The 18465-nt window shown below is 52.5% G+C and carries 19 protein-coding genes and 1 tRNA gene; 15 read left to right on the top strand and 5 right to left on the bottom strand.

Features of this window, described 5'->3' with window-relative positions; genetic code table 11:
- Positions 1–372 precede the first annotated feature (372 nt).
- Positions 373–1641 (top strand): glycosyltransferase family 2 protein, encoded by a 1269-nt coding sequence (locus IZU99_10305; GenBank protein ID UOO37618.1) that lies wholly within the window; start codon positions 373–375, stop codon positions 1639–1641.
- A gap of 86 nt (positions 1642–1727) precedes the next feature.
- Entirely contained in the window at positions 1728–3449 is a 1722-nt protein-coding gene (locus IZU99_10300; protein UOO37617.1) for an AMP-binding protein, read from the top strand.
- A 5-nt stretch (positions 3450–3454) separates the two neighbouring features.
- On the opposite strand, the gene IZU99_10295 is transcribed toward IZU99_10300, so the two are convergent.
- The 4 genes from IZU99_10295 to yabP all read right to left on the bottom strand — a co-directional run bounded on the left by IZU99_10295 (position 3455) and on the right by yabP (position 6115).
- Positions 3455–4456, bottom strand: coding sequence for an AAA family ATPase (locus tag IZU99_10295; protein UOO38815.1), 1002 nt, complete (start codon positions 4454–4456; stop codon positions 3455–3457).
- A gap of 109 nt (positions 4457–4565) precedes the next feature.
- Positions 4566–5006: a S1 RNA-binding domain-containing protein gene (locus tag IZU99_10290; protein ID UOO37616.1), complete on the bottom strand. Its 441-nt coding sequence runs from the start codon at positions 5004–5006 to the stop codon at positions 4566–4568.
- Positions 5007–5134: 128 nt separating this feature from the next.
- Complete coding sequence (locus IZU99_10285) at positions 5135–5824, bottom strand: spore cortex biosynthesis protein YabQ (protein UOO37615.1); 690 nt, start codon at positions 5822–5824, stop codon at positions 5135–5137.
- Positions 5825–5827: 3 nt separating this feature from the next.
- Complete coding sequence (gene yabP, locus IZU99_10280; GenBank protein ID UOO37614.1) at positions 5828–6115, bottom strand: sporulation protein YabP; 288 nt, start codon at positions 6113–6115, stop codon at positions 5828–5830.
- A gap of 206 nt (positions 6116–6321) precedes the next feature.
- On the opposite strand from yabP, the gene IZU99_10275 reads away from it, so the two are divergent.
- Both IZU99_10275 and IZU99_10270 read left to right on the top strand, forming a co-directional pair.
- Positions 6322–6395, top strand: a tRNA-Arg gene (locus IZU99_10275).
- A gap of 109 nt (positions 6396–6504) precedes the next feature.
- Positions 6505–7686 carry an MFS transporter gene (locus IZU99_10270; protein ID UOO37613.1) on the top strand — a complete coding sequence of 394 codons (1182 nt, stop codon included), beginning with the start codon at positions 6505–6507 and terminating at the stop codon, positions 7684–7686.
- Positions 7687–7772: 86 nt separating this feature from the next.
- Here the strand turns inward: IZU99_10270 and IZU99_10265 are convergent, their stop codons facing one another.
- Positions 7773–10046, bottom strand: a complete 2274-nt coding sequence (locus tag IZU99_10265) for an AMP-binding protein (GenBank protein UOO37612.1) — start codon at positions 10044–10046, stop codon at positions 7773–7775.
- A 215-nt stretch (positions 10047–10261) separates the two neighbouring features.
- Between IZU99_10265 and IZU99_10260 the strand changes: the two genes are divergently transcribed.
- From IZU99_10260 to acpP, 11 genes are all read left to right on the top strand, one after another.
- On the top strand, positions 10262–10984 hold the full coding sequence (locus tag IZU99_10260) for a WecB/TagA/CpsF family glycosyltransferase (GenBank protein ID UOO37611.1): 723 nt from the start codon (positions 10262–10264) through the stop codon (positions 10982–10984).
- Complete coding sequence (locus tag IZU99_10255; GenBank protein ID UOO37610.1) at positions 10981–11661, top strand: thymidylate kinase; 681 nt, start codon at positions 10981–10983, stop codon at positions 11659–11661. The genes IZU99_10260 and IZU99_10255 overlap by 4 nt, the downstream gene beginning before the upstream one ends.
- A complete protein-coding gene (locus IZU99_10250) occupies positions 11651–12208 on the top strand; it encodes a 5-formyltetrahydrofolate cyclo-ligase (GenBank protein ID UOO37609.1) in 558 nt (185 codons plus the stop codon). The genes IZU99_10255 and IZU99_10250 overlap by 11 nt, the downstream gene beginning before the upstream one ends.
- Before the next feature lie 413 nt (positions 12209–12621).
- Positions 12622–13977 (top strand): endolytic transglycosylase MltG, encoded by a 1356-nt coding sequence (gene mltG / locus IZU99_10245; protein UOO37608.1) that lies wholly within the window; start codon positions 12622–12624, stop codon positions 13975–13977.
- On the top strand, positions 13967–15196 hold the full coding sequence (locus IZU99_10240; protein ID UOO37607.1) for a U32 family peptidase: 1230 nt from the start codon (positions 13967–13969) through the stop codon (positions 15194–15196). The genes mltG and IZU99_10240 overlap by 11 nt, the downstream gene beginning before the upstream one ends.
- 282 nt (positions 15197–15478) lie before the next feature.
- On the top strand, positions 15479–15613 hold the full coding sequence (gene rpmH / locus IZU99_10235) for a 50S ribosomal protein L34 (GenBank protein UOO37606.1): 135 nt from the start codon (positions 15479–15481) through the stop codon (positions 15611–15613).
- A 74-nt stretch (positions 15614–15687) separates the two neighbouring features.
- On the top strand, positions 15688–16023 hold the full coding sequence (rnpA, locus tag IZU99_10230) for a ribonuclease P protein component (protein ID UOO37605.1): 336 nt from the start codon (positions 15688–15690) through the stop codon (positions 16021–16023).
- Positions 16024–16233, top strand: a complete 210-nt coding sequence (gene yidD / locus IZU99_10225) for a membrane protein insertion efficiency factor YidD (protein UOO37604.1) — start codon at positions 16024–16026, stop codon at positions 16231–16233.
- 32 nt (positions 16234–16265) lie between these two features.
- Entirely contained in the window at positions 16266–17465 is a 1200-nt protein-coding gene (yidC, locus tag IZU99_10220) for a membrane protein insertase YidC (GenBank protein ID UOO37603.1), read from the top strand.
- Positions 17466–17497: 32 nt separating this feature from the next.
- Positions 17498–18169 (top strand): protein jag, encoded by a 672-nt coding sequence (locus IZU99_10215; GenBank protein UOO37602.1) that lies wholly within the window; start codon positions 17498–17500, stop codon positions 18167–18169.
- Between the two features lie 16 nt (positions 18170–18185).
- Positions 18186–18425 (top strand): acyl carrier protein, encoded by a 240-nt coding sequence (acpP, locus tag IZU99_10210; protein UOO37601.1) that lies wholly within the window; start codon positions 18186–18188, stop codon positions 18423–18425.
- Positions 18426–18465: the final 40 nt, after the last annotated feature.

The raw sequence follows: 18465 nt of genomic DNA, 5'->3' as shown, positions 1-18465 counted from the left end.
ACACACAGAATTATCCACATAATTCCATATATTGATGCCGAATGACGGCGGATTTTAGCGAAATGCTCGTGTAAAGCACGATTTGAGTGACAGATGCTTGAGTCGGCAGATCCTACATAACTATTAATTTCGTTCACAATTAGGCATCTGTGGCGGTGGTTTTGACTGATAATTTGAGCACCGACGGCTGGAATTTTACATTTTTAACAAAAAAGCGGCCAAAATTAGCCGATAAATTTATCTAATTATTAAGAAAATATTAAGATTTGATTAATACCATTGTTTATTTCGAGAAATAGAGGTATAAATATAGATGTGTTAATTTATGTTTGTTCGTTATTTAAGGATGTTTACCTAAAGGAGCAGTAAACAATGCATACAATAGGCCTTATTAATTTTATCATATCGATTACGTTCACCATCGTCTATATGTATCAGTTTTTCTATGTGCTGGTGCCGTTTATCAAAAAACACAAGCCACAGACAAAGCCTGTGGTTATGCACCGATTCGGCGTTCTCATCTCGGCGCGCAACGAGGAAAACGTCATAGGACAGCTGATAGACAATATTGGCGAGCAGAGCTATCCAGCCGAGCTTGTGACCGTCTTTGTCGTCGCCGACAATTGTACGGACGAAACGGCGCGTGTTGCCCGAGAGGCGGGCGCCGTTGTTTACGAACGCTTTAACAAGGTTGAGGTCGGCAAAGGCTACGCGCTGGATTATTTGCTGACAAAAATCGATGAAGATTACAACAGAGAAGAATTTGACGGCTTTTTCGTCTTTGATGCCGACAATCTGCTCGACGAGAACTATATTGCCGAGATGAACAAGACGTTTTCTCAGGGGCATAAAATCATTACAAGCTACAGAAATTCCAAAAACTATGCCGATAACTGGATTTCCGCCGGCTATTCGCTCTGGTTTCTCCGCGAGTCAAAGTATCTCAACAATTCTCGTATGATTCTCGGTACAAGCTGTGCCATTTCTGGAACGGGCTTTCTGCTCCACCGCGAGATAATAGAAAAGCACGGCGGCTGGAAATTCTTCCTGCTGACGGAAGATATCGAATTTACTATTTGCAGCGTTATCAACGGCGACCGGATTGCCTACTGCAAGAACGCCGTTTTGTACGACGAGCAGCCAACGGCCTTCAGCCAGTCCTGGCGGCAGCGCCTGCGCTGGGCGAAGGGCTTTTTGCAGGTTTTCCGCAAGCACGGCTCGTCGCTTATTAAGTCGATCTTCTCGCGCCGCAGCTTTGCCAGCTATGACATGACGATGACGATTATGCCCGCCATCTTCCTGACGATGACCGGTGTTCTGTGCAACTTTGTCGCCGCCATTGCTTACGGGCTGCTTGGGCAGGACGTCTCGGAGGTCTTTTATTCGCTGCTTATAACGTGCCTTGACGGCTATTTGCTCCTGTTGGTCATCGGTATTGTAACCGTGGCGTCTGAATGGAAACAGATTCACTGCAAGCCGGTTCACAAAATCCTTTATCTCTTCACATTCCCAATCTTCCTTGCGACGTATCTGCCGATTGCGCTGGCCGCACTCTTTAAAAAGGTTGAGTGGAAGCCGATCATTCATAAAGAGGTTAAAACGCTGGCCGACGTCCGCGGTGAGATCAGAAAAGCTGGCTGACGGCGCAGCAAAGCTCCTTTTTAAAATAAACATCCATGTGGTATACTACCTGAAAAGGCGGTATACCACGTTTTTTTGGAGGACTTATGACGATACCGGCACCGTGGCTCCGATTTTTCGGCGACGTCCCGCATCATCTCGACTATCCGGACTGTTCGATGAGCGCTTTAGTGCTTGAAGCGACAAAGACGTATGCAAACACCGACGCCCTCGATTTTTTTGGCTGCCGAACGACATATGGTGAATTGGCAAATGAAATCAACGCCTGTGCCCGGGCGCTTTTCGCCATCGGGATCAGGCCGGATGACCGTGTTACCGTTTGTATGCCGAATACCCCGCAGGCGCTTGTATGTTTTTACGCGATCAACAGAGTTGGGGCTGTTGCCAATATGGTGCATCCACTATCGGCGGCGGAAGAGCTTGTCTTTTTCCTAAACAGCAGTAACAGCGTTGCCGCCCTGACGCTTGACCAGTTTTATCCGACGTTGGCGCCCATTGCGCACAGAACGAGGCTCAAAACACTCATCGTCACCGGCATTGAGGACGGGCTGAATGGGTATCGAAAGGCATCATACAGACTTTCTAAAGGGCGGAAAATAAGACGCGTTCCGACGGGCGGCATTGTCTTGCGCTGGAAAGACTTTTTGGAAAAGGGAAGCGATGCTGAACCGGAATTTCCCGCGCGTCAGGGTGGTGATCTCGCAGCCATTTTATATAGCGGTGGCACAACGGGGACGATGAAGGGCATTCTCCTGACGAACAGGAATTTCAACGCCCTGGCGCTGCAGACCGGCGCTGCCGGCAACTGCATTGTCCCCGGTCATAAAATGCTGGCAATCATGCCGATCTTTCACGGCTTTGGTCTCGGCGTCTGTATTCACACAATGCTGACGCACGGCGTCACCGGTGTTCTCGTGCCGCAATTCACCGTCGCGGGATATTTGGCGCTTTTGAAAAAATATAAGCCTCATTACATCGCCGGTGTCCCGACGCTGTTTGAGGCACTTTTAAGAATCGACGGCTTAGAGAGGCTCGATATGTCACAGCTTGAGGGCGTGTTCTGCGGCGGTGATACGCTGTCCGTCGCGCTCAAGCACAAGGTGGACGCCTTTTTAAAAGCGCACGGCGCCGCTGTTCAGGTCAGGGAGGGCTATGGCCTGACGGAGTGTGTGACGGCCAGTTGTCTAACGCCGCGTGATGATTACAGGGAGGGCAGCATCGGCATTCCGTTTCCGGACATGTATTACAAAATCGTCCGGCCGGGGACGGCCGAGACGCTCCCGCCCGGCGAAATCGGTGAGATATGCCTGACAGGGCCGACGGTAATGGCGGGATATGCCAACAATCCGTCGGAGACGGCGGAAGTACGCCAACGTCACTCGGATGGGGCCGTCTGGCTGCATACAGGAGACCTCGGTATGATGGATCAAGACGGCTTCGTCTATTTCCGCCAGCGGCTAAAGCGCCTCATCATTACCTCGGGCTACAGCATTTACCCCTCTCAGCTTGAAAACGCGATTAACGCGCACGAAAAGGTTTTGACATGCTGTGTCATCGGCGTTGACGACCCGTATAAGATGCAGAAGGTCAAGGCATTCGTCGTCCTGCAAGACAGCCTTCAGGCAACAGACGACGTGAAAGCGTCAATCCTTGAGCACTGTAAGAAGTATATTGCCAAATACGCTATGCCCTTTGAATTCGAATACCGCGCGACGCTGCCGAAAACCCTGGTCGGCAAAGTCGCCTACACGGTGCTCGAAAAGGAGGAAGCCGAAAAAACAGCGTCTGGCAGGCAGGCAAACCCGTGAGGTATTTACGTCATTGCTGCTGCATTTTCAAGGTCTTCGCGCGTTAGCAGCATCAGCACGTCGCGTGTGGGCTGCTCAAAGCAGGAGACGCGGTCTGAATGGACGGTTACGGCGTTTTCAAAGAAATTGCGCACATCGCGCGCGTTGCCGAAATGCTCGTCCCGCTGCGCATAAAGGGCATCGAAATAAGCGCTGGCATAAGCCGCGGCATCGTCGGCTATGACATATTCGTTTTGCTCACAAAGGGATTTAAAAATACTGCCCAGCTCATCACTTGTGTAATCGTCAAAGGCAAAGTAACGGTTAAAGCGGGACTGAAGCCCGGGGTTTGAGGCGATAAACGCCGCCATCAGCGCGTCGTACCCGGCCACGATGACGATGAAGTCGTCACGATGATCCTCCATCGCCTTCAAGAGCGTCTCAATGGCCTCGTGGCCGAAGTCGTTGACGCCGTCTTTCGAGACGAGGGCATATGCCTCGTCAATAAATAAAATGCCGCCGAGTGCGCTTTGAATAACACCACTTGTCTTCATGGCCGTCTGACCAACGTATCCGGCGACGAGACCTGAGCGGTCAACCTCAACAAGCTGGCCCTTCGACAAAACGCCGATCGCGCAGAAAAGGGAAGAGAGGATGCGCGCGACCGTCGTTTTCCCGGTACCCGGATTGCCGGTAAACACCATGTGCAGAGAGACCGGCGGCACGGTCAGGCCGTTTTCCTCACGCAGCTTGCGTACCTTGACGAGGTTAATGAGACTTCGGACGCTTGATTTAATGTTCCGCAAACCGATCAGCGCGTCAAGCTGGCAGAGCAGGGCGTTTAAATCAGGCTTTTCGGGGGATTGCTCGGCCTTTGTCTTCGGGGCGGCGTCATGCAGCGCGCCGCCCGTTTCTTCAAGAAGCTCATTTGCCGCATGCTCCGCCGATTCGATGACGCCGAGTAATTCGGCAAAATCGGACAAGCTGCTTAAATACGAGCCGGGCGGTTTAAGTGCCGGTTCCGGCATGTTATCGTTTTTCACGGCGGTCACCTCATAACGCTTTTCTGTTTCGTGAAATTATCATAGCACGTTCTAGGAGAAAATAAAACGCCCCGTTTTCGGGGCGTTAGGTGCGTTATCGGCCGCGGCGGCGCGGCCCTTTTTTATCGGCATACTGCTTGAGCCCGGAAATTTTGCTGTCGGAATCTTGCATAAAGCGCTTGAGCTTATCCTCAAAAGTTGCCTCAAACACAGGCGGCGGGCTGGAAAGACGTTCGCCATTATGGCGCGGCGCAACTGGGGCGCGGCGCGGGGCGTCGTTACGAACGGGGCGCGGCGCTTTCGGAAGGGCCGCTTTGATTGAGAGGTTGATTCTACCGTTGTTGTCCATGCCAATCACCTTGACGGTGACTTCCTGCCCGTCCGTCAAGTGCTCGCGAATATCGTTGACATATGTATCGGCGATTTCCGAAATATGCACAAGCCCAGATTTCCCCGGCACAAGGGAGACAAAAGCGCCGAATTTCGTGATGCCGGTGACCTTGCCTGTGACAATTGATCCCACTTCAAAATCCATACGAAAAGAAAAACCCTCTCAATAATTATAATATGACATCTATTAGCTAGTTGCCTGAATCGTAAAAAACTTTTTCGCCGGGAGCCACGAGACCAAGATCGTCTCTGGCAACATCGGCAATCGTCTCTTTATCGCTGCTGTGATCGATTTGATACTGAAGCGCGGCGTTTGACGTTTCTTTTTCCGTCACCTGCTGGCGGAGCGCCTCCTGCGCCGTACGGGCGGCGTCGATCTGCGTTCTGAGATTGATAAGAGCTACCGATGCGTAGACGATCATTGCGAAGATGATAATTTTCGTAATGGTACCTGCCCTTTTCAGCTTCATGCTGGACTCCTTTCGAGCGGGCTTTTTGAAGCCTTATCTGGTGTGACGGCCGGAAAACGTTATCAATCTCAAGTTTATACCATTTTTGCAGATAATGAAAGATGTTTTTGATAAATAAACAGATTTTTTTCATGGCCAAGTATAACCAAACGACAGGTCTCGACAGACAAAAGAGAATAAAGATAATAATATCTGCCAGCTTGTTGCAGATGGCAAGTGATATCCGGCTGAGCGTGATAAAATACAAAGTGGCACCCGTCACGGCGACAACGCTCATAAAAATCCGCTGACGGCCGCCGCCGAGAGACAGGCCAAGCAGAAAAAGACCCGCGCCGCACACGAGCCAAAATAGAAAATCAGCGATCATTGTCACGGTGCCCGACGGTGCCCGGCGCCGCACAACACGGAAAAAATCGTATAAGAAACCGGCGGCCGCCCCCAACAGCAGGGAGGAGGCCGCCTGGATTACTTGCTCTGTGACGGGGATTTCCATCGACTACTTGAAAAGACGGCTGAACAAACCGCCTGAAACGCGCGCGTCATCTTCATATTCAAGCCGGTCAACCATTCCGTCGAGCACAACGTCACCGCTGTCAAGGTTCAGTTTTTCGATCCGAAGCCCTCTGCCGCGGACGATGAGAATCCCTTGCGTTGTGCGCATAACGATTTCATTATCGTCAAAGCTCTCGACGTCTTCAACGCCGGAGACAGAGACCTTTTTCCGGCCCTCCATGATCACATTGTGCGGAAGCTCGGCGGTCTTATATTTTTCCTCGTACGGCATGTTCTTCATCCTTTCCAATGCTGCCTATTGTTGGGGGACGGCAAGTGCCGCGCCACGATGTGGACACACCATATATATATTGCTTGTCAGAGGGAAATAGAATTTTTTTCTGAAAGATAGGAGCGCACAAAAAAATACAGTCGTCGCTTTACACGATTCGCGATTTTTGATATAATGGCATCCGCTTCCGATGAAATCGGAAATAGGCGCCCGTAGCTCAGTTGGATAGAGTGTCAGACTCCGACTCTGAAGGTCGCTGGTTCGAATCCAGTCGGGCGTACTTCAAAGACCCGCCGTTTTAACAAACGGCGGGTGTCGCCTTTTTTCGCAATTAAGACAGGCTGAGTTTAGTCATTTATTCTCAATGACCTGCCGGTAAGGAGCCGCACATGACACAGTCCCAACAGATCAAATACTCAAAAATCGGCGTGCTGGCCTTAGCGCATCTGCTCAATGACTTTTACAGCAACTTTCTGCCGCAGCTGATTCCTTTTCTGGCCGTTTTATTTGTCGGCTTTACGGCGACGCAGGCGTCGATTCTCGTCTCTGCGTTCACAATATCGTCGTCATTGATTCAGCCGGTTTTCGGCTTTTTGCTCGACAGGCAAGGCAAGCGCTGGCTTGTCTATATCGGAACCGTGTGGATGGGCGTCATGCTCAGCTTAACGGGTCTCGTCGGCAACTTTCCGCTGCTCGTTGTTTTAGCGGCACTGGCGGGACTTGGCACGGCGGCCTTTCACCCACAGGCAACGACAATGGTGAACGTTCTGAGCGGGGACAGGAAGGCTGTTTTAATATCGGCATTTGTCGCGTTCGGCAATTTCGGTTTTGCACTCAGCCCACTGCTGCTCGTCCCGCTTTTTCAGGCCTTTGGCCTCCGGGCGACCGTCTTTACCGTTATCCCGGGCGTTCTGGTGGCGCTGCTTCTGTTGTTTTTTGCCCCGCGCGACAATGTTCTTGCCGGGGCGATAACGCCGCTTAAAGAAGTTATTGCGTCGCTCAAAAAAGCGTCACGCGAGCTTGGGGCGATTGTTGGCGTCATCGCGATCCGTTCGCTCGCCTACACATCCATGCTCACGCTGCTGCCGCTTTATTTTAAGGCGGAGAACATTTCAAACGTCGCGGCGAGTCATCTTGTTACGATCATGCTGGCGGCTGGCGCCGTTGGGGGCGTAACGGGCGGCTTTATATCAGATTTATATGGGCGGAAACGGCTCATAGTCGGCTCGCTCGCTTTGTCAACACCGCTCTTTTTCGGATTCTATTTGTTCTCTGGAACGATCGGCACCATTTTTCTTGCGCTGGCAGGCGCCGCGCTCCTGTCAAGCTTTTCCGTTACCGTTGTTGCCGCGCAGGAGGCCATTCCGAACAACAAGGCGCTTGCGGCCGGTCTAACGATGGGCTTTGCGGGCGGCCTTGGCGGCCTTGCGGCGATCGTGATGGGAACGGTTGCCGACGCGTGGGGGCTGAAGACGGCAATTTTCATCGTTTTTCTGCTGCCCCTCATAGCGGGCCTTTTCGGCCTGCTCCTGAAAAAAAGACCGTCGGCCCGGTCGCGCCGCGCGGCGTGATAGCGCTTTTGGCCAATGAACAAAACGCTGGCTGCAAAACTAAACAGGAGCCCTCGGGCTCCTGTTTTGATTTTATCTAGTTACCGTTAGAGCTTATTTCTCTGAATCTTACCGCTAATTGTCTTCGGCAGCGATTCCCGGAAGACGACAATGCGCGGGTATTTATACGGCGCCGTATGTGTTTTGACGTATTCCTGAATTTCCTTGGCCAGCGCGTCGCTCGGTTCGGTGCCCTTCGTCAGCACAATGCTGGCCTTGACAACCTGGCCGCGGATTTCGTCCGGTGCGGGTGAGACGGCGCATTCCAAAACATAAGGCAGCTCCATGATGACGCTTTCGATCTCAAATGGCCCAATGCGGTAGCCGGAGGATTTGATGACATCGTCCATACGGCCGACAAACCAGTAGTAGCCTTCTTCGTCACGCCAGGCTGTATCGCCCGTGTGATAAAGGCCGTCATGCCAGGCGGCGCTCGTTTTCGCCTCGTCGAGATAATAGCCCATGAAGAGACCGCATGGAATCTCCTTGTCAGTGCGAATGACAATTTCGCCCGTTTCTCCGACGCCGACAGGATTGCCGTCGCTGTCAACAAGGTCAATATCGTACAAGGGCGTCGGCTTACCCATCGCGCCGACCTTCGGCACCATGCCGACGAGGCTGCCGAGCGCCAGCGTCGTCTCCGTCTGGCCGAAGCCCTCCATAACGGATAGGCCGGTTGCCTTTTTAAACTGATTGAAGACCTCAGGGTTGAGCGCCTCCCCGGCAGTGGTGGCATACTTGATGGCGGTCAGATCAAATTTTGACAGATCCTCCTTGATCATAAAGCGGTACATCGTTGGTGGCGCGCAGAAAGTGGTGATGCCGTATTGCCGGAACATCGGCAAAATATCATTGGCGTCAAAGCGGTCAAAATCATACGTAAAGACGGCCGCTTCGCAGAGCCACTGGCCGTAAAGCTTACCCCACATGGCCTTGCCCCAGCCGGTATCGGAGATCGTGAAATGAATGCCTTCTGGGTCGACACAATGCCAGTATTTAGCAGTGATGAAGTGGCCGAGCGGGTATGTAAAGTTGTGAGCCGCGATTTTGGGATACCCTGTCGTACCCGAGGTGAAGTACATGAGCATCGGTTCAAAGCCGCACGCCGTATCGTCCGTCCGCGGGAAAGTGCTCCTGAACATTTCATATTCGCTGTCAAAATGATGCCAGCCTTCGCGCGTGCCGGAGGCGATAATTTGGACGGCGACCTGCGGACATTGCGCCATCGCCTTCTCGGCCTCCTGTGCGGCGCCCGACTCGGCCGTGCAGACAAGCGCGCTGACGCCGGCGGCGTTGAAACGATAAACAAAATCCTTCTCAAGCAGCTGGTCAGTTGCCGGGATCACGACCGCCCCAAGCTTGTGCAGGGCGATAATGGCGAGCCAGAACTGATAGTTGCGCTTTAAAACAAGCATGACGCGGTCACCTTTTTTGATGCCGAGCGAGCGGAAGTAGTTGGCCGCGCGTGCCGACATGCGGCTGATATCGCCGAATGTAAAGCGGCGCTCGACCTTGTTGCGGTCAATGTGCAGCATTGCGAGCTTCTCCGGCTTTTTCACGCCCAGCACATCTACCACGTCAAAGGCGAAGTTGAACGTCTCCCTATTTTTAAAGGAGATGGCCTGCAAAGCGCCGTGCGCGTCTTCAACCGTTGTGATAAAGTCCTCATAAATACGGGTGGCAGTCGCAGCGGCAGGCTCGGGCGTTTTGCCGGGCAGTACCGGCGCTTGCGTTTTTGCACCGGGGACAACGACGGCGCAGAAAACGCAGTCTTTCCCGTCGACGGCGAGCATGCCGTGTGGCGTTGAGCTGTCATAATAAATGCTGTCGCCCTCGGTGAGTATTTCCGTGTGCTCGCCGATTTGAATTTTCAGCTTGCCGCTGATAATGATATCAAATTCCTGACCGGCGTGCGTTGACTGGGCAATTGGCTTGTCTTGCAGCGCTTCTGAATAGGCGTATGTGACCCAAAACGGCTCGACGAGCTTATGGCGGAAAAGCGGAGCTAAATCCTTAATGTCAATACCCGGCTCGTGCGCCGTCATTTTCCCTTTGCCTTTGCGTGTGATCGTATAGGAAGACAGATGTGCGCCGCTGCCCTCCAAAAGCTCCGTCATGTCCACGCCAAAGATAAACGCGCACTTGTGAATAAAGGAAAAAGGCAAATCGACAATACCGGATTCATATGTCCGATACGTTTCGGCGCTGAGGTCTGTTTTCTGGGCCATCTCATCCTGACTTAAACCGATAATTTCACGCAGTTCTTTAATGCGCACTGCCATGTCAAGCAGTCTCGAGGAGATCTGATCGTTTGCAGTCATGATAACCGTCCTTTTCTCCGGCGGTATTTTGGTCAGGGACACTGTACCGGTATGTCAACAGAATGCCATAGAGATAAAAGCGTGTCAAGAGAGGAGCGAGAGGGGGCATTCGGCGGCCGACCGGACTGGACAAGCGTTTTTCGATATGATAAAATAATCTGACTTGCTGCTATAGCAGCTGTCATATTATGGCTTGTGAACGGACAGATGAGAACATGAGAACGGATGTATACGGCGTCGGCTTTGACAATCTGACGATGGAAGAGGCCGTTGGGCGGGCGGAAGCGCTTTTGGAAGCGCAGAACACCTCTTATGTAGTGACGCCGAACCCTGAAATCGTCTGGCTCTGCCGGTCGGATCCGGAATTAAAAGAGATCATATCCGGCGCCGCGCTTGTCCTGCCGGATGGCATCGGCGTAGTTTATGGAGCAAAAATTCTTGGCCGCCCGCTCAAGGGCAAACTGGCCGGGATTGAATTTGCCGAAAAATTAATGGAAAGCATGGCACGCACCAATAAAAGCATTTTCTTGCTCGGTGCCAAACCCGGCATTGCCGAAAAGGCCGCCGAAAACCTTGCCAATAAATATCCCGGCTTGGCTGTTGCCGGGACGGCCGACGGATATTTTCAGGAAGACGGCCCTGTCGTTGAAAAGATTAACAACGCAAAGCCGGACCTTTTGCTCGTCTGTCTTGGCGCGCCGAAGCAGGAGCGCTGGATGGCACGCAACTTGAGGCGCCTCAACGTCCGCGTTATGGCCGGGCTTGGCGGCTCGCTGGATGTTTATGCCGGCGTTGTGGCGCGCGCACCGGACGTTTGGATCAAGCTCCATCTGGAATGGCTGTACCGGCTAAAAAAGGAACCGTGGCGCTGGCGGCGGATGACAAAGCTGCCGCTGTTTGTGCTGGCAGTAATCGGCTGGAGGCTCAGAGGGAAATGACGATGGGTAAGTTAATCGTATTTGAAGGTATCGACGGCAGTGGGAAATCAACACAGTTCAAGCGAATCTGCGATCGCTTTGAAGCGGCGGGGGTTTCCTTCCGCCGTCTGGCGTTTCCACAGTATCAGGAAATGTCCTCCGCCCTTATAAAAATGTATCTGGCGGGGGAATTTGGTGCCGACCCGGCGGACGTTAACCCGTATGCCGCGTCATCTTTTTTTGCCGTTGACCGGTATGCCTCCTTTGTGAAGGACTGGGGCGGCTATTACAGCGGCGGCGGGCTTATTTTAACCGACCGCTATACAACGAGCAACGCGCTGCATCAGGGCTCCAAGCTCCCGGAAAGAAAGCGACCGGCGTTTTTTAAATGGCTGTATGATTTTGAATTTAATAAGATGGGGATGCCCAAACCAGATACCGTCTTGTATCTCGATATATCTGTTGAAACGGCGGCCGCGCGTATTCAAAATCGCCAAGCCAGAACAGGCACCGATAGCGACATCCACGAGCGCGATATCGAATACCTGAAATGCTGTGCATCGAGCGGCCTGCAAGCGGCAGATTACTACGGCTGGAAAAAAATTGCTTGCATCCGGGATGGCAAAGAGCGGGCAGCGCAGGATGTTCACGCAGAGATTTATGAGCTTCTAATCAGTGAGGTGCCGTATGATAAATGAAAAAGCAGCCTGGCGCAAGGAAATCGCCGAGAAAATCGGCGCATTGACGGACGATTATATTGCCCAAAGCGATACGGGCGTATTTCAGAATATCATCGCGATGGCCGAATATAAAACGGCGCAAACCATTTTTGTATATTATAGCCTTGGGCGTGAGGTCGGTACACATCAAATTATCGAACACGCGCTGGCACAAGGAAAAACGGTCGCGCTGCCGGTCTGCTTTCCGGGCGGGATCATGGAAGCACGTGCCATTAAAAGCATTGATGAACTGACGCTATCCCGTTATAAGCTCATGGAGCCGCTATCCTCAACACAGATCATTCCACCGGAGGCGCTGGACTTTATCATTGTCCCGGCGCTGTCGTTTGACCGCTACGGCTTCCGGCTCGGCTGGGGCGGCGGGTATTATGACCGTTTTCTTGTGAAAACAACCGGCTTTACGGCTGGTATTGCGCGAGAGAGCCTCTTGTCGGACGTTCTGCCGCATGAGGCGCACGATATCCCCGTCCGACGTGTCGTGACGGAAAAAAGCGAGACTCCGTAAGAGGAGCCTCGCACAAAGTCCGGATCAGGGGGACGCCATTTTGCCTGATGGGATCCCGACGCTGTTGTATGTAGGTGTCAGCGGTTGCAGCCGCAGTTGTCGCCGAAGCCGCCACAGCAGCAACAAAGGATAATCAGGATAATTATGATCCAGCAGCAGGAATTATTTCCAAAATTAAACATATTATGAACTCCATTCTGCCGCTGCGCGCCGGCATATTATAATTTTCAATCCTCACTTATCACGCGCAGAAAAATGATAAGGGCTCATCGTCTTTTGAAGACGGTACATTTTCTTTAGCTCCACCGTCTGCGTTATTCTATGCGACCCTGTGAAAAGGGGTTCCAGTGGGTAAACAGCGGATTTGCATTATATTTTTCGATCTGAAGACCGAACAAGGAGTGATCGTTCTTATGGGAAACCCTGAATACTGGAAAAATCTTTTGGGAGACGATTACAGTGATGACCTCATGAATGTCCTGCAGCCGTCCGAACAGGGAAAACAGGCTGACGCGATAAAGGCAAAGCAGCCAGCGGCGGACGAGCCGGACGACGGCGACCGCTTTTACAGCTATAACGCGCAGCAAGACAAAAAAACGGCAGCGCGAAAACAGGCACCGGCAAGCCCGGCTGCAAGTTCCGGTAAGCCGAATGAAAATGAGGAATTCAGTGTGAATTTTGATTTCGACGGTGAGTACAGAGATATACCGGATAAACGGCCGATACGGCCGCGCCGCGAGAAAAAATCCGGCTGCCTCAGCGGCGTCACCTATGTGGCGTTTGTTCTCTGCGTCAGTTTACTATTCGCGTCGCTCGGCTGGCTTGCCGCGACGGATGTGCTTGGCCTTGCCAATGAGGACAAGCTGGTTCAGGTGACGATCCCGGAGGACTTCACTATTGGCACTGTCGCCGACGTTTTATACCGCAGCGGTTTGATCAAGTATAAGCTTTTATTTGAAGCCTATGCCGGATTTTCACATGCCGTTAAGAAAATTGACCCCGGGACATATGAGCTGAATAAAAACTATGATTACCGCGCCCTCGTCAGCGGCATGTCCACCCATGGCGGAAAACGCGCCGAGGTCACCTTGACAATTCCCGAAGGGTTTACGGAGAAACAGATATTTCAGCTTCTTGCTACCAACAATGTCTGTACGGAGGACGAGCTTTGGAACACAGCGACGAATGAGGCGTTCGAATACGACTTTCTCGACAACAGTACCCTTGGTGACAAGCACAGGCTGGAGGGCTTCCTGTTCCCGGATACGTATACCTTCTACGTCGGCGATTCGGCAACGCGTGTCATGTCAAAAATGCTTGATAATTTTGAAGAAAAGTTCGGCGCGGACTACATCAAGAAGGCGAAGGACATGGGTTATACGGTTCAACAGATCGTTACGATCGCTTCTATGATTGAAAAGGAGGCGGGCGGCGACAGCGAACGGGCAACGATTGCCTCCGTCATCTATAACCGCCTGAACAGCTCGGCCTTCCCATATCTCCAGATCGACGCAACAATTATTTATGGCATTGACGAAACGGGTGAGAAGTTCTCAACTACCGCCAACACGCCATATAACACCTATACAAACAAAGGTTTGCCGCCAGGGCCGATTGCAAACCCCGGTATCGCGTCCATCAAAGCCGCCCTCAATCCCCAAAAGACGAGCTATTACTTCTATGCGCTCAACAAATCGCGCATGCACGACTTCTTTAAGGATGCGGCCTCCTTTGACAGCTTTGTAAACAGCGATCAGTATGGCGGGTAAAACGCCCGAGCTGCTTTGCCCAGCCGGTGATATGGAGCGGTTGGAGATGGCGCTATGCTACGGTGCCGATGCCGTCTACCTGTCGGGCACCCGGTTCGGCATGCGCGCCGCTTCAGGCTTCTCAGAAGAGGCGCTGCGGCGGGCAGCGACGATGTGCCGGGAAAAAGGCGTGAAACTCTATGCCGCGTGCAACGCCGTGCTGCATGGACAGGATGTCCGCGCGCTGCCACCGTTTCTTGAATTTCTGCAGGAGGTCGGCGCGGATGCCGTCATTGTTGCCGATCTTGGTGCGTTGGCTTTGGCAAAAAAGCATGCCCCGCGGCTCCAAATCCATGTCAGCACGCAAGCCGGTGTCGCCAACGACGCGTGCGCCAGAGCGTTTTATGACATGGGCGCCACGCGCGTTATCCTCGCTCGGGAGCTGACGCTTGACGAGATTGCCGACATCCGCGCTAACACACCGCCGGACCTCGCGCTCGAGGCCTTTGTCCACGGCAGTATGTGCGTATCATTTTCCGGACGCTGCCTGATATCTAACTACCTGACGGGGCGCGACGCCAATCAGGGTGCGTGCGCGCAGCCGTGCCGCTGGAAATATCATCTCGTGGAAGAAAAGCGGCCCGGCGAGCTGTTTGAAATTACCGAGGATAACGGCACGTTTATTTTAAATTCCCGAGACCTGTGTATGATTGAGCATATACCGGCCCTTTTAGATGCCGGGATTGATAGCCTGAAAATAGAAGGGCGCATGAAATCGGCGTACTATGCCGCCGTCGTCACAAATGCCTACCGCCATGCGCTTGACGCCACTGTGCGCGGCGAAGCGCCGGAGCGCCTTTGGCTTGACGAGGTTCAAAACGTCAGCCATCGGCCTTACGAGACGGGCTTTTACTTCAAAGCGGACGGTCCAGGCCAGTATTATGAGAACGCCATGTATTTTTCCGGCTGTGACGTTGTCGCTGTTGTGGAATCGTGCGACGCGTCTCAAAATGCTGTTTTGACCCAGCGTAACAGGTTTTTTAAAGGCGATACGCTGGAGCTACTGATGCCAGACGTGCCGCCCGTTTCCTTTGTCGCTGAGGCGTTGTATGATACCGATGGCATGGAGCTTGACGCCGCCCCCCACCCGATGATGGTTTTCACCATGCGCCTGCCTGCTGTGGCACCGCGCTGTGCCATCATACGAAAGAGGCGGCAAAAGACGCCCGACGGCCCGTGAGAACAGGTGGGAATCTTTGTGCACCATGGGACATGTCCGATAAACAGCGTGTTTTGCAAGAGGCATGCCGCCGAATTTTTATTGACACAGTCAGGCGACGTATTATATAATGAGCTTCCGCATGAGCTGTCCAGCAAGCTTTGAAATCGCCAAAGAAATCATCTTTTTTGTATGGCGACGCCGGGAAATGACCGATACTTGTCAGAATGTTGAGACATGCCGCGCAGCCGGATGCCGTGCGCCGGAGATGCCCGCTTTCAGATACCATAAGGAGGTGCCAGGATGCTCAGAACATATCAGCCGAAAAAACGTCAGCGTTCGAAGGAACATGGATTCCGTAAAAGAATGTCAACAAAAAATGGCCGCAAGGTTCTTGCCCGCCGCCGCGCGAGAGGCCGCGCGAAGCTCTCCGCTTAATGGTTGGCGAGTCTGGTAATAATTAAGTTTAGGGCGGGTACCCCGCCCTATGGCTGTTTGACGGGAGGGGCCGTTTGAAGTTCTCGGTTTCTTTAAAAAACAACTTCGAATTCAGGCGCCTGTATGCCAAAGGCAAAAGCGTGGCCTCCCCCTATGCCGTTGTCTATTGCAGAAAAAACAGAGGTGCCCAAAACAGGCTTGGCCTGACCGTCAGCACAAAAATTGGAAAGGCCGTCTGCCGCAACAGAATCAGGCGCCGCTTTAAAGAGATTTACAGGCTCCACGAAAATCAATTGACCCCAGGGTTTGATATTGTGATCGTTGCCAGGACAAGAAGCCGTACGGCACGCTTTCAGGAACTGGAGGCAGACTTTTTGAAATGCTGCCAGCGGCTGGGGATAACGCATTAAATGAAAAAGGTCGTCATCGCGATGATTCGCTTTTACAGAAGGAATATTTCACCGCTCACGAAGCCGAGCTGCCGTTTCGTGCCAACTTGCTCGGCGTATGCCCTCGAAGCCGTTGAAAAGTACGGTGCCCGAAAAGGGACGTGGATGGCTGTGAAAAGAATTTTTAGGTGCCATCCTTTTCATGAGGGCGGGTATGACCCCGTCCCATAACTTTCTTTGTTTTCCGACAGATAGGAGAATGTATGTTTGACTTTATAACAAAGCCGTTCGGCTGGCTTCTCATGCTGCTGTATGAGGTCACCATAAATTACGGTTTTGCTGTTATTCTATTTGCACTTGTTCTGAAAATCATTCTGCTGCCGTTCCAGTATAAATCGAAGCGGAGCATGATGCAGACAAGCCGTCTCCAGCCGAAACTTAAGGAATTGGAGAAGCGGCACGGTGCCAATAAGCAAAAGTATAATGAAGAGGTGGCCAAGCTCTATCGGGAGGAGAAAATCAACCCGATGTCGGGCTGCTTGTGGTCTCTTTTGCCGTTTCCAATCCTGCTGGCGCTCTTTGCCGCCATCAGAGACCCGCTGACAATCATGATGGGCGTTCCGAAGGCGCTTTTGGAACAGGGCGGGGCCATTGCAAACAAGCTCTCGGAGCTCGGCTTCTCGACAACGATGAATAACAATTATATACAGATTGCCCAAACGCAGTTCATTTCCGAGCACTTTGACAAATTTGCCGGATTGAGCGACAAGCTGCGGATGATTGATTATAACTTCCTGGGCATGAATCTCGGCGATACGCCACAGTTTAACTTCCTCTGGACGACGAACTGGAACGATGTTTCCGTCTGGCTGCCGGGCCTTTTGCTCTTTACGCTGCCGATCATTTCCGGCGTTCTGGCATTCCTCTCCTCAAAAATCAGTATGCAGATCAATACGGCCGGTGACCAGCAGCAGCAGAACACGACGAAGACAATGCTGCTCCTCATGCCTTTGATTAACGTCTATTTCGCGTTTATCATGCCGGGTTCAATCGGTATTTATATCATCGCCAGCACGCTGTTTGCCATGATTCAGGATATCATTCTGACAAAGCGGTTCAAACGGATCCTGGATGCGGAGGACGCCGTCAAACTCGAGCGCCAGAAAGAGAAGGAAGCCGAGCTTGAGGCCAAGCATCTGGAGACGGAACGCAAAAAAGCGGAAAACATGACGGAAAGAAACCCCAATACGTCCAAGAAAAAGCAGCACAAAAGTGAGCGGCAGGAGCAGCTGGAGAAAGCGGCGGATTGGGAGAAGAAGCATTCGGATACCGTTGAGGAAACCGACCCGAGCCGTGTCGGCACGCGCCGATTCGCCAGAGGGCGTGCGTATGACCCGGAACGTTTTGGCGACGGTGTTGCCCTCGATGATGCGGCGACGGACGCGCCTGATGAAAACATGTAATGCGCCCTTGGGCGCTGAAGGAGCTGACTGGGATGTTGAAATCAATTGAAGTGACTGGAAAAAGTGAGGATGATGCGATCCAGTCGGCGCTGGATCAACTCGGGCTGTCGCGCGACGAAGTATCCGTTGAAATCGTCGAGCGGGCAAAAGCCGGATTTCTCGGACTGAAAAGTACGCCGGCCGTTGTCCGTGTCACATTTGACAGCGTTACCAGCAGCGCCGAGCACGTTGAGACGTTTTTAACGGGCTTATTTGTTCGGATGGGCGTCAAAGCAACGCCCGAAATTGCCGAAGCGGAAGGGACTCTGGCCGTCACGCTGACCGGGGAAGACCCGGGGGCGTTAATTGGCCGCCGCGGCGAAACGCTGGACGCCATACAGCATCTGACCAACTATGTTATCAACCGTGGTAATGCCGCGCACGTCCGCGTCAGCATCGACGCGGAGAATTACAGAGAGCGCCGCAACGAGGCGCTGGAGCGCCTTGCCGAAAAAGTTGCCGCCAAGGTCGTCAAATATAGAAAGAATATGACGCTTGAACCGATGAACTCCTATGAGCGCCATGTCATCCATACGGCACTGCAGGAAGTTGCCAATGTGACAACATACTCCGTCGGGACGGAGCCAAACCGACGCATTGTTGTCGCCTATGAACGCAAAGGCGGAGAGACGAACAGCCAGCCGACGTATCGGGAATGGAGATAAGAGGGGGTACGGCAAAATGGTACTTGACAAAGTGCGGGAGCTGTTGGCATCGCAGTTTGAACTGGATATCAGCAAAATATCGCAGGACACGGATATCGTTGCGGATCTCGGCGCCGATTCCTTAGATCTTGTTGAGATGATTATGATGCTGGAAGAGGAATTCGGTATTGTCATTACAGATGAGACGATTTACGGGTATAAGACAGTCGGAGAAGTGACAGCGTTTATTGAAAACATACTTGACAAAACGCTATAAATTCATGAAAAAAGAGCGGTGCAGGTTATACCTGCACCGC

This window comes from Oscillospiraceae bacterium CM (assembly GCA_022870705.1).
GTDB lineage: Bacteria > Bacillota > Clostridia > Oscillospirales > Oscillospiraceae > Sporobacter.
This window is presented reverse-complemented; position numbering and strand designations above follow the sequence as displayed.